The following is a 12,205-nucleotide window of genomic DNA, read 5'->3' as shown; positions in this document are numbered from 1 at the left end:
AGGTATTTGCGGGGTTAATATCTATTTATCTTTAGAGAATTAGCTGCTCCTGTGATTTTGATTATATATTTTTTTTCTGCGGTATCAAAATTGTCAGTTTGCTGTGCATCCTCTTTTTTATGAAAACCGTCAAATTTTTTGGAGGTTAGTATACTTTCCATTTCTAATTTACAGGCAGCATCTTTTGGAATGTTTATCGTACAGTTCGAAGCGGCAGTATTTATTTCTAGGATCGATTCCTGTGTTTGTGGCATTCCGAATGTCATATCCAGAGATGCTGCACCGGCATTGATTTCCAAGTATTCAATTTTGTGCTTACTGAAATCTGCAACAAACTTAGAGGCCCCCATATTGATGATTAAATTCCAGAGAGGAGAGGCGTGTAAGGCCAATTGTATTTTGTTCTGTTGATTGTTATTGTGTTTTATCACTGAGGTCAGCTCAAGATGCGGCGAAAGGCTATCCCCTGTATTCTCCAGTTTTAGACCTACATTCGCATTGGGCGTAGAGGCCTTGAATAATTGAGTAGAGGGCACGCTGTCTAATGCAATTGTCGAGGCACCTACATTAAATTCTAAGGAGGCTTGCTCTGTTCCTTCTACAAAAGGGATTTCCACTAAAGGGGCAGCACCTAGGGTATCGTCCGATACGTTATAGTTAATGGGACCGCTAAAACTGAAGCGCTCTGTGGAAGTCATACCTTTATAGCCCAGAAATATACAAAGACAAATGTTGATGACAGTCAAAATTAAAACTCCATGAGGGCGGTTTTGAAAAATGAGGTTCGCACCAATAGCGATAATGAGCAGTGGCCAGTACGGGACAAGCGCCCAGAAGTTGAAATTTATAATATCAAAATTATGGAGCAAGGCTATAACGCCCAAAAATATAAACCAAATGCCTGTCGAAATTTTTCCTTTCATATTGCGAATAAATATAGTACTAAACTTTCTTAATCTACTACAAATGTACATTGCTATTTCCAACTTTACTTATATAATAGGGTTATTGAATTGGAAAATTCGGTGAATTAAAAGGTTTCATCGGTGAATAGAGAAGAGTTTATAATAAAAGCCGTAAAAAGAAGTGAAATTTTTGCTATTAATATGTATTTTAGCTTAAATAGTAGATAGCGACATATGTTTTTTTATCATTTTGGAGAATACGTTCTTTTGCTGAAAAAGGTCTTTAAACGGCCAGAAAAGTGGAAGATTTATTGGCGGGAAACTTTGCACGAGATGAATGAGATAGGAGTAGGGTCGGTTGGGCTTATTGTAATTATCTCTACCTTCATTGGAGCAGTAATGACGATGCAGATCGCGTTTCAGCTGGTGTCAGATCTGATTCCGAGTTCGGTCATTGGGCAGATCAATAGGGACTCCAATATTTTGGAATTGGGGCCGACCATCTCAGCCCTCGTACTCATGGGAAAGGTAGGGTCGTCTATTTCTTCACAGATAGGTTCTATGCGGGTCACTGAGCAGATTGATGCTTTGGAGATAATGGGGATTAATGCAGCAGGTTATTTGATTTTGCCTAAATTAATTGCTGGAGTTATTATGGTGCCTGTTTTAGTTACCATAGCTATTTTCTGCGCAATAGTTGGAGGGCTTTTAGGAGGGGCACTGACAGGAGCCGTAACCCCGAATGAGTACATTATGGGGATTCAAAGTGAATTTAGGGGTTTTACAATCGTGGTAGCGATGGTGAAAGCTTTTTTCTATGGTTTTATTATTACGACAGTACCTGCACATAAAGGATTTCATGTACGAGGTGGAGCGCTAGAGGTAGGGCAGGCCGGAACGAAAGCCGTTGTTATCGGCTGTATATCTATTCTGGCCAGTGATTATATCATCACGGCATTAATGTTATAAGCATACTTTATATGATTGAGATACAAAATATCCATAAAGCCTTTGGTAGCAATGTGGTGTTGAGTGGAATAGATGCTATTTTCGAACCCGGTAAGGTGAGCCTTATCATTGGGGGGTCCGGATCCGGAAAGAGTACATTATTGAAATGTATCGTGGGATTACATCAACCTGAGCAGGGTAAAGTTTTTTTTGATAAAAAGGAGTTTACCCATATGGACTTTGAAGAGAAGATTCCTATTCGTAAGGAGATCGGTATGCTTTTCCAGAATTCTGCACTTTTTGATTCCATGACTGTGGAGCAGAATATCATATTTACACTGGATATGTTTTCGGATATGTCCCGGTCTGAAAAGGTAGATCGCGCTAACTTTTGCCTTGAGCGTGTCAATTTAGCTGGAAAGAATAAGTTGTATCCGGCCGAGTTATCTGGAGGGATGAAGAAACGTGTCGGTATAGCTCGCGCAATCAGTATGAGTCCGAAATACCTGTTCTGTGATGAACCCAACTCAGGATTGGATCCCGCTACTTCCATTTTGATCGATGAACTTATTCAAGATCTTACCCAAGAATATTCCTGTACAACTATAATTGTTACGCATGATATGAATTCGGTAATGGGGATAGGAGAGTATATCCTTTTCCTACATAAAGGACAGAAGTTTTGGGAAGGCTCAAATCAGGATATGTTGAATTCGGATACCAAGGAGCTTAATGATTTTGTTTTTGCCAGCCCGTTAATGAAGGCTGCGAGGCAGGTTATAAAATAAGGGAATCTATCGTTTCTTAACTGTCGTTGAGCTACCAGCTCGCGGATTAGGAAAGTTTTGTTTATTTTTGCCGAAATTTAAATATTAGTATTTTGTCTACAACTACACACATACAGTTATTAACACCACAGCATTGGAAAGATTACGAGTTGATTGATTGCGGTGATTTTGAAAAATTAGAGCGTTTTGGTGATTTGATTTTAATCCGACCTGAACCGCAAGCAGTCTGGCCGAAGGCTTTAAGTGATGCGGAATGGGAGAAAAGATATGACATCAAGTTTAAGGGGCGTTCGGCTACTAGTGGTGAATGGATGAAGAAAAGTGCTAAAACAGCAGATAGGTGGCATATCTCTTATAAAAATAAGGATGTTGCAATCAAATTCCGCTTAGGGCTGACCTCATTTAAGCATGTAGGGATATTTCCTGAACAGGCAGTCAACTGGGACTATATTTCGGAAAGTGTAAAGTCATTTAAGACCACTAGTCCAAAGGTGTTGAACCTTTTTGCTTATACAGGAGGAGCTTCGTTGATTGCAAAAGCAGCTGGAGCTGATACCACACATGTCGATTCTATCAAACAGGTCGTGACTTGGGCCAATGAGAATCAAGAGCTTTCTAGTCTGTCGGATATCCGCTGGGTTGTAGAGGATGCTTTGAAGTTTGTAAAACGCGAATTGAAACGAGGCAATACCTATAACGGTATCATCTTGGATCCACCAGCTTACGGACATGGTCCAAAGGGTGAAAAGTGGAAGCTGGAAGATCATATCATGGAGATGATGCAAGATGTTGTGAAGCTTTTAGATCCACAGGAGCACTTCTTGATTTTGAATACATACTCATTGGGTTTTTCTTCTGTAATTGTAGAAAACCTAATCCGTACTTCTTTCCCACAGGTTGAGAATCTTGAAATTGGCGAGCTTTACTTGCAGGCCACAGCGGGGCCAAAACTGCCTCTAGGCGTATTCGGTAAATTTAGAAAGTTAAAATAAAAAGAGAAGAGGCCGTTTTTTTAACGGCCTCTTCTCTTTTTACAATGCTGTAATACGTATCAATCCGTCCCTCAGGTCGTTTAAGAATTCTTGGTGTTGTGCATCCTTATCTATTGGATAGAGCTGAAGGGCTATACCTTCATAGTAAGTGATGCCGCGCAGTAATTCATCTTTGAATTTGTTGACAAATTTTTCTTTCTTCTCATCCATCTGCAGCTGGTTGTCCTGAAGATATTGTTCGAGGTGCTCGATATATAGATTCAGTTCGTTGATGAACAAGGATGGTCTATCAGAATGGATTAGTAGGTCTTTGCGTCCGTAAATATGGTCTACCATATCCTGTAGGCTATATACAGCATTAAAATAAGCAGTATTTGGGCCAGGACAAATCGCTACAGCGTCGTCTTCCTTGCTTTGTAAAATATCATACTTTAGGTAGGCAGAGGTGGCTAACCCTTCACAAAGGCATGTTTTCTCGGTAATTGCTTCTAGTTTTTTCTGGTAGTCGGCACAGTCAGCGTCGAAAAGTTCCAGTTCTTTCAATTTAGTATATTGGTAGATTCGGGATGCAGTACAGATGGGTTCATCCGAGTACTCGGCATTGGATATTAAATATTTTTTTGTGCAGGGAGCACCTGGGCGCCCTTTGTGTATGCGGTGCAGGCGGTTTAGTTCGGCACTGCTTTTTTTGAAATTATTGAAAGGTACGCCTAAAGGAGAAGCTCCACTGACATAAAAGTCTTCTTTCTGTGCGGAGGCGAGTGCTTTTAATGTTTGTTCGTCTACCGTCGTCGCTTCCGGAACCAATAGAAAAGGAGAACCCCAGCCCGTAGATTTTAAGCCATAGTAATTTAGTAAAAAATCATGCTCTGTTGCGGTGCCTATTCCACCTTGAGCTGTAATGGTCAAGGCAGGACAGCTTTTTATGCTATACCCCTTAGCATTAAGGCTATCGGTATATAGCGAGTAGAGTTCTTGCTGTAAGAAGCCTTTATTTTTCTTGAATTCGTCTAATATAGGACCCAATAAAAAGCCGTCTGTAGCGAATGCATGTCCTCCACAGTTGAGACCAGACTCTACCCTGAACTCAGAGACCCATATTCCTTTTTTTGCTAAGAATTTGGCCTGTATTAAGGCCGAGCGATAGTCAGAGACTTTTAATATCACACGTTTTTGGAACTGCCCATACTTATTAGGCATGAATTGGGGTAGCTCTCCAAGATAGCTGTATAATCGGGGATTCATGCCGGCAGATAGTACCAGGCCGCCCTGAAGATTGCTCTGTGCAAAGCCACGTAAAGCAGCATTCGCATCCGAATACATATGATCTAGTCTGTTACCTGAGGCATCCGTATTGATTTTATCGACTTTGGACATGATATTGACATTGATTTCGCCTTGCTTTATCCCCATCATCAACGTTGCCTTGAGGTTTGCTTTTTTATCAGCGTCTGTTTCCGATCGATAAGCGTTATACGTTTTTTTGAGGTTAGCCGATTCCGGTAACAGGTGGAAATACTTTTGTAAATCAGTGCTATCGTCCAGATCCGAATTGCGTAATGTGTTCACTTGTTGTTTCACAATGTCCTGTACCAGGTCAAGATAGGCCGTTATTCTTTTTGAACGGCTGTCTTTCGCTTTCGGGCTTATAGGGATGTAGGGTAGATTGTGTTGTTTTGAATAGTATTCCCGCATGCGTTCGACCAGTTCGTCATCAACAATAGACATTACTGATGCGATACCAAACTGAGCGACTTTGAGCGGGCTATCTATGGAAAAAGCTAGACCAAGTACAGGGAGATGAAAAGTGTGTTCCATTGCGAAATTTTGATATGCAAATAGCCACAAAATTTATGGAATAAAAAATGTTAAACACCATTAAAAAAGGTGTTTCTAGTCACTTTTGGCCCTTTTTGGCCTCATTTGCTAGGATTTAAAAACTATAGTTTTGTTGCCATTTAAGATTACCCGGTCCTCCATAACGAGTTGAATAGCTCTTGTCAATACGGCTTTTTCAATCTCTTTTCCAGCAGTTTTCATCCGGTTTAGGTCATAGCTGTGGTCGACAGATTTGGTGTTCTGTACGATAATGGGCCCCTCATCCAAGTCATCTGTTACAAAGTGTGCGGTTGCTCCTATAATTTTTACGCCACGGTCGTGCGCCTGCTTGTAAGGATTCGCTCCGATGAATGCAGGAAGAAAGGAATGGTGTATATTGATGAGTTTATGTTCAAAATGCTGCACAAAATTGGGCGAAAGGATGCGCATGAATTTTGCGAGTATGATATAGTCAGGAGTATAATGGTTTATACTGTCTATGATTTCTTGCTCAAAGTCTTTTTTGTCCTTGTTTTCGTGTGATATAAAGTGAAAAGGTATATCAAATTTCTCTGTAAATTCTTTGAGTATATCGTAATTCCCTATCACTGCTTGCACTTCACCCTGTAGGGTATCAAAGTAATGACGTGTCAGGATATCGGCCAAACAATGGTGCTCTTTGGTTACCAGGATCACCAATTTTTTTCTGTTCGTTGGATTGATCTGTATATCCGCATGCTCTGGTAGAGCTTGTCGTAAGTCATTCAGGAGTGGCGCTGTAGATGGAAGTTGACCTGAACAGACGACACGAACGAAAAACTTATTGTTTTCTTCGTCCACATACTCCCGCATAGTGATGATATTCAGCTGATGCCTAGTGATACTATTTGAAATGCCCGATACGAGACCAACAGCGTCTTTACACTGTATGAGTATAAGCGTTTGATTGTGCATGATAGGTTAGGTTTAGGTTGTAAGGGGCTGTCTAAAATTTAAATTGTCACGTCATTGCGAACCTGAGGAACGAAAGACGGAAAATATTACGTTTTAGAGAGCCCCATTTTGCTTAGCCTGCTTTTTGGGCAAGCTCCGCTTCAAGGTCGACCTCTATACGGAGGTTGTCCACAATATGTCGTTGTCTGTCTGGTGTGTTTTTACCCATATAGTACTCGAGCAATTGCTGTAGTCTATTGTCTTTAGATAATATTACAGGCTCTAGGCGCATGTCTTCGCCGATAAACAATCCAAATTCGGAAGGAGAAATCTCACCAAGTCCCTTAAATCGTGTGATTTCTGGCTTGTTTCCTAATTTAGAAATAGCACGTTGACGCTCCTCGTCCGAGTAACAATAGATGGTTTCTTTTTTATTGCGGACACGGAATAATGGTGTCTGTAAAATAGAAACATGCCCAGCTTTTACCAAATCTGGAAAAAACTGTAGGAAAAACGTCATTAACAATAGGCGAATGTGCATACCGTCGACATCGGCATCGGTTGCGATGACAATGTTGTTATAACGAAGACCTTCTATGCCATCTTCAATATTCAAGGCGTGCTGCAGAAGGTTGAATTCTTCATTCTCATACACGATTTTCTTGGTCAGACCATAGCTGTTCAATGGTTTTCCCTTGAGACTGAATACCGCTTGGGTCTGTACATCTCTTGATTTGGTGATCGATCCAGAAGCGGAGTCCCCCTCTGTGATGAAAAGGGTCGTTTCTAGGTTTCTTTCACTTTTGTCGCCGAAGTGTAATTTGCAGTCTCGCAGCTTCCGGTTGTGTACGGATGCCTTTTTTGCCCGTTCGTTGGCAAGTTTCTTGATTCCTGCAATATCTTTACGCTCCCGTTCCGATTGCATGATACGCTTTAACAGGGCATCTGCAGTAGCAGAATCTTTATGGAGGTAATCATCCAAAGCTTTCTTCACGAAATCATTGATGAATGTACGTACGGTCGGTCCTTCGGGCCCTACACTTTGTGAACCTAATTTAGTCTTGGTCTGAGACTCGAAGACCGGTTCTTGTACTTTTATCGCAATCGCTCCGATTATAGAAGCTCGGATATCTGAAGCATCAAATTCTTTTTTGTAAAACTCCCGAATGGTTTTCACCAAAGCTTCGCGGAATGCCGCCTGGTGTGTTCCCCCTTGGGTAGTATGTTGCCCATTGACGAAAGAGTAGTATTCCTCACCGTACTGTTGTCCATGTGTCATGGCTATTTCTATATCTTCACCTTTTAGATGAATGATAGGATAGCGCATACTCTCCATATCAACATTACGCTCCAACAGGTCCTTTAACCCATTTTCGGAAAGGAATTTCTGACCGTTAAAGTTGATCGTAAGTCCTGAGTTTAGGAACACATAGTTCCAGATCATATTCTCAACGAATTCAACTCTATATTTATAGTGTTTGAATATGCTGTCGTCCGGATAGAACGTAACAGCCGTTCCATTCCGTTGTGTAGTTTCTTTTTGTTCGTCGTCTACAAGTTCTCCTTTGCTGAACTGTGCAATCCGTGTTGCGCCTTGGCGATAGGATTGAACGGTGAAACTTGTGGAAAGTGCGTTGACAGCCTTGGTACCTACACCATTTAGACCAACTGATTTCTGAAAGGCTTTACTGTCGTATTTACCCCCTGTATTGATCTTGGAAACGACATCCACGACCGAACCGATCGGAATTCCGCGACCGTAATCACGTACAGACACTTTGTTCTCATTGACCGTTATATCTATCGTTTTTCCCGCGCCCATCACAAACTCATCAATTGAGTTGTCGACAACTTCTTTTAATAAAACATAAATGCCATCGTCATAGGCAGAACCGTCCCCGAGCTTACCAATATACATACCAGGACGTAGTCTGATATGTTCTTTCCAGTCGAGGGATCGTATGCTATCTTCGTTATATGTAGTCATGTACCGTAAAGTATGAAGTGTGTGCAAACTTAGATAAAATGCTTTGGATTCACGAATACATAATTAAATGTTATCGGCCAAAATCATCCTGTACACGTACGATATCATCTTCGTCAGAAGGGCTTTCGATATCGGTATGTTGCCATATTTCGGCAATTACACCATATTCGCCAAGACCTACAAGACGATGACGCTCGCCTTGTGCTAGACGGATATATTCCCCCTCTTTAAGAATTTTTAGTTCATGTTCGTTATCGTCGAGACTAGTAACTACGCCAACTTCGCCGCGAATAACTCGCCATATCTCGGCCCGGCGGTGATGGTACTGCCAAGAAAGACGCTTGGAAGGAGCAACGATTAGTATTTTTGGACTTAACTTGCCCGAAATTTTTAAATCTTTGATGTCTAGACCTTCAAAGTATTGATTAGCGAACTGCTGAGCCTGTGCTTCGTCTATAACAAAGAAGCCTCCCCAGGGTCTATTCTCGTCGATGTTGTCGATTTTAAACCCTGCATCCGTAATTTTTTTTTCAATCTGATTGAATAGTTCAGTCTTGTCTATATACGTCATAGTCGTTAATGTGTTTCTACGGGTTAAGATAATATTTATACGTGAAATTACATAAAGATAATGTTTTTTTAAATTTTAACATTGTTCTATAAAAGGAAGGTGTTTCTTTAAGATCTTTTTGTTGCTCAAGCCCTGTCCTGATAAGGACAAAAAAATCCTTCCTTGACTAACTTCATTACAAAACGCTTACTTTTGTAAGATATCATGACGCAACAATACGACAACGAAAACAAAATTTTCAAAAAAGCAGTAGCCTTTGTTAATCAAACGAACCAAAACTTATTCCTTACGGGGAAGGCGGGTACAGGGAAAACGACTTTTCTCCGCTATATTCGGGACAATTGCTATAAAAAGATGGCTATCACCGCTCCGACGGGTGTAGCAGCGATGAATGCCGGAGGAACGACGTTACATGCTTTGTTTTGGCTCCCTTTTGGTGTTTTTATAGAAGATTATGCGCTTAAATGGGACGAGCAGGACCATAATATCTATAATAAGAGTCGTCTCTTTAGCACGATAAAATTGACGAAGCAACGGCGTGCTATTTTGCAGGAATTGGAGCTGTTGGTTATTGATGAGGTATCTATGGTGCGCGCAGATACACTAGATGCAATCGATGTTATCTTGAAATCTGTACGTCGCGATATGCGTCCTTTTGGAGGGGTACAGGTGCTTTTTATAGGGGATCTCTATCAGCTCCCACCTGTGGTGAAGGATGCGGAATGGCAGGTGTTGCGGGAGCATTATTCCAGTATGTTCTTTTTCGATGCCAAGGTATTACGTAGTAGTGCATTGGTTAAGCTGGAGCTGCAGCAGATATACCGGCAGCAGGATACCGGTTTTATCAATGTTCTTAATAACATTCGGAATAATGAATGTACCACCGAAGATTTAGCGCTGTTGAATGGTCATTATCGGGAGGGATTTGTGCCCGAAGGGGAGGATCAATATATTACATTGACCTCACACAACCGGCTTGCCGAGCAGATCAATCAGGAGGAGTTAATGAAGCTTTCTGGTCGTATGCACAATATCAAAGCTATTGTGAAGGATGATTTTCAGCAGGGAGCCTACCCAACAGAAGAAACCTTAGCGCTCAAAGAAGGGGCACAAGTGATGTTTATCAAAAATGACGTAGGGGAAGACCGTAAATATTTTAATGGTAAGATCGGTACCGTCAAAGAACTATTGCTGGATAAGCATCAAATTGTTGTGAGCTTTAAAGATGGGGGTGAAGATGTGGTCGTGAAACGCGAAACCTGGGAAAACATTAAGTATAAATACAATAAAGGCGAAGATAAGATTGAGGAAGAAGTGCTGGGCACATTTTCGCAATATCCTTTGCGCCTTGCCTGGGCGATTACCATACACAAGAGTCAGGGATTGACTTTTGATAAGGCCATAATTGATGCAGGTACCTCGTTCGCTTCTGGACAGGTCTATGTTGCGCTCAGCCGTTTGACAGGACTAGAGGGCTTGGTCTTACGCTCTAAGATTGCATCGCATTCGATCCGTACGGATTATCAGGTGGTCGGCTTTATGAAGCAACTTTTGGCAGATGAAGAGATGGATAAGGTGTTGGTGCAGTGTCAGCGAGTGTTTTTAGGACAGATTTTACTGCAGAGTTTTCGGTGGACTACGCTTACAGAGTCTGTTCAAGAACTAGCAGACTCTTTGGTGAACCGTAATATTGATAACAAACCTGGCGTTGATGCTTTTGTATTGGGGGTAATGACCGCCGTAAAGCAGCAAGAAGCTGTCGCTCATAAGTTTGTAACACAGCTTTATGGTATGCTTGCTAATCCGGAGGATGTGGATTATCAAAAGATATGCGACCGTACGGAGTCTGCTGTCCAATGGTTTCTGCCTCGTATGGAGACCGAGCTGTTGGAGGCTACAACCCAGCATATTGAAGCTTGGAAAGTGCGGAAGCGTACTAAGAAATACATCGAGGAGTTAAAAGCATTGCTTTTAGATTTTAAACGTAAGCATGAGGTGCTGAAGCATTGTCTTACGATCGCTACTGCGCTGACGAAAGAAGAAGGTTTAGAGGGACTTGTATTGGGAGCAAGCGTGGTAAAAGATGAATCTGTCAAAACAGCAGATGATGGGGATGGAAAAGAGTTGGATACCAAACAGGTTACACTAGAAATGTATCTAGATGGTTTTGATATTGCGCAGATTGCAGAAAAGCGGGGGATGGTTGAAGGAACAATCTATGGGCATCTTATCCACTATGTAGGGGTAGAAATTGATGCTGAGGACTTAATTTCCACAGAAAAGTTGAATCGTATTCTAACCGTACTGAAGGAAAATGAAGGAAAGTCTTCATCCGAGATCAAAATGATTCTTGGAGATGCTTATGGTTATCCCGAAATTAAAATAGGACAGAAGGTTTTGGAAACGGAAGCCGCGAATCAAGATGTTAAAGCCTGATAGATGAATTATTTAGGCAGATATGGCGTAAATGCAAAGCTTTTTATCTAAGTTTGCATCCCAATCTGTATTCGTTTGAAGGAAGAAAAAACGCCCAAAAAGATTAACAAGTGGATTGTATTCACTTCGATGCCTTTTCAAATGGCGGCGACAATCTATTTGTGTTATGCGGTTGGAGATTGGATCGATGTACGTTTTGATTTCGCTGGAGGATGGTGGGCAAAAGGATTCACGATGTTGGGTGTGTTGGCGTCATTGTACCAGTTTATCCGTCAGGCCAATAGGATTAGTAGGGGCGAGTAGGGCTGTGAAGAGGCTTCATGCGAGCTGCTAATCGTAGGAGGAACTATGGGGTTCCATTATGAGGTTAGCGCTAATGAATAATTCCTTTGAATACAAACAAATGATGAATGAATAACTATATCAAGAATATTTTAATGTTGCTGGTGTTTGCAGTGACGGCTTTTTTTGCACATTACCTTATATTGAATGGTATGGAGCTGGGGGATTATTGGTCCCGTTCAGAATACAGTTTGTTAGGTCTGTATACCTTTGGTGGGGTTGGGTCTTTGCTTGCTTTGGTGTTGATTATGTTGACCAATTGGGCGATGCCTAAAAACTTGGGTTTTGTCTTTTTGGGTATCATGACTGTCAAAGTCATCGCAGGATATATCTATGTCCGGAAGGGGCTGGGTGTCTTTGAGAACGATTTTATAGAGTATAACTTTTTAGCTGTGTTTTTTCTCTTTTTATTTTTCGATGTTTTCGTTGCCTTTCAGGCTTTGAATCAGGGAGATAGCACTGTTGAAAAAAAATAACAAAAAGTT

Annotated in this window: 11 protein-coding genes; 6 read left to right on the top strand and 5 right to left on the bottom strand. The window is 41.3% G+C overall.

The features are described 5' to 3' along the window. Positions 1 to 14: 14 nt before the first annotated feature. A complete protein-coding gene (locus tag CLV99_RS01015; protein ID WP_133582628.1) occupies positions 15 to 923 on the bottom strand; it encodes a LiaI-LiaF-like domain-containing protein in 909 nt (302 codons plus the stop codon). Between the two features lie 216 nt (positions 924 to 1,139). On the opposite strand from CLV99_RS01015, the gene CLV99_RS01010 reads away from it, so the two are divergent. The 3 genes from CLV99_RS01010 to CLV99_RS01000 all read left to right on the top strand — a co-directional run bounded on the left by CLV99_RS01010 (position 1,140) and on the right by CLV99_RS01000 (position 3,633). Next, positions 1,140 to 1,874, top strand: coding sequence for an MlaE family ABC transporter permease (locus CLV99_RS01010; RefSeq protein WP_133582627.1), 735 nt, complete (start codon positions 1,140 to 1,142; stop codon positions 1,872 to 1,874). 11 nt (positions 1,875 to 1,885) lie between these two features. Continuing rightward, positions 1,886 to 2,641, top strand: coding sequence for an ABC transporter ATP-binding protein (locus CLV99_RS01005; RefSeq protein ID WP_133582626.1), 756 nt, complete (start codon positions 1,886 to 1,888; stop codon positions 2,639 to 2,641). Positions 2,642 to 2,733: 92 nt separating this feature from the next. Beyond that, a complete protein-coding gene (locus CLV99_RS01000) occupies positions 2,734 to 3,633 on the top strand; it encodes a class I SAM-dependent methyltransferase (RefSeq protein ID WP_133582625.1) in 900 nt (299 codons plus the stop codon). A gap of 39 nt (positions 3,634 to 3,672) precedes the next feature. Here CLV99_RS01000 and CLV99_RS00995 read toward each other — a convergent pair whose 3' ends face one another. From CLV99_RS00995 to CLV99_RS00980, 4 genes are all read right to left on the bottom strand, one after another. After that, positions 3,673 to 5,451 (bottom strand): hypothetical protein, encoded by a 1,779-nt coding sequence (locus tag CLV99_RS00995; protein WP_133582624.1) that lies wholly within the window; start codon positions 5,449 to 5,451, stop codon positions 3,673 to 3,675. A 108-nt stretch (positions 5,452 to 5,559) separates the two neighbouring features. Then, complete coding sequence (gene purU / locus CLV99_RS00990) at positions 5,560 to 6,405, bottom strand: formyltetrahydrofolate deformylase (protein ID WP_133582623.1); 846 nt, start codon at positions 6,403 to 6,405, stop codon at positions 5,560 to 5,562. A 112-nt stretch (positions 6,406 to 6,517) separates the two neighbouring features. Next, complete coding sequence (locus CLV99_RS00985; protein WP_133582622.1) at positions 6,518 to 8,371, bottom strand: DNA topoisomerase IV subunit B; 1,854 nt, start codon at positions 8,369 to 8,371, stop codon at positions 6,518 to 6,520. Between the two features lie 70 nt (positions 8,372 to 8,441). Beyond that, positions 8,442 to 8,942: a cupin domain-containing protein gene (locus tag CLV99_RS00980; RefSeq protein WP_133582621.1), complete on the bottom strand. Its 501-nt coding sequence runs from the start codon at positions 8,940 to 8,942 to the stop codon at positions 8,442 to 8,444. A gap of 204 nt (positions 8,943 to 9,146) precedes the next feature. On the opposite strand from CLV99_RS00980, the gene CLV99_RS00975 reads away from it, so the two are divergent. The 3 genes from CLV99_RS00975 to CLV99_RS00965 all read left to right on the top strand — a co-directional run bounded on the left by CLV99_RS00975 (position 9,147) and on the right by CLV99_RS00965 (position 12,196). After that, on the top strand, positions 9,147 to 11,378 hold the full coding sequence (locus CLV99_RS00975) for a helix-turn-helix domain-containing protein (protein WP_133582620.1): 2,232 nt from the start codon (positions 9,147 to 9,149) through the stop codon (positions 11,376 to 11,378). A 75-nt stretch (positions 11,379 to 11,453) separates the two neighbouring features. Further along, positions 11,454 to 11,681 (top strand): AtpZ/AtpI family protein, encoded by a 228-nt coding sequence (locus CLV99_RS00970; RefSeq protein ID WP_133582619.1) that lies wholly within the window; start codon positions 11,454 to 11,456, stop codon positions 11,679 to 11,681. Positions 11,682 to 11,788: 107 nt separating this feature from the next. Next, complete coding sequence (locus CLV99_RS00965) at positions 11,789 to 12,196, top strand: hypothetical protein (protein WP_133582618.1); 408 nt, start codon at positions 11,789 to 11,791, stop codon at positions 12,194 to 12,196. The last annotated feature ends 9 nt before the right edge of the window (positions 12,197 to 12,205 follow it).

This window comes from Sphingobacterium yanglingense (genome assembly GCF_004363245.1).
GTDB classification, from domain to species: Bacteria; Bacteroidota; Bacteroidia; order Sphingobacteriales; family Sphingobacteriaceae; genus Sphingobacterium; species Sphingobacterium yanglingense.
The sequence above is the reverse complement of the archived record's forward strand: the minus strand, read 5'-3'. Positions and strand labels throughout refer to the sequence as shown.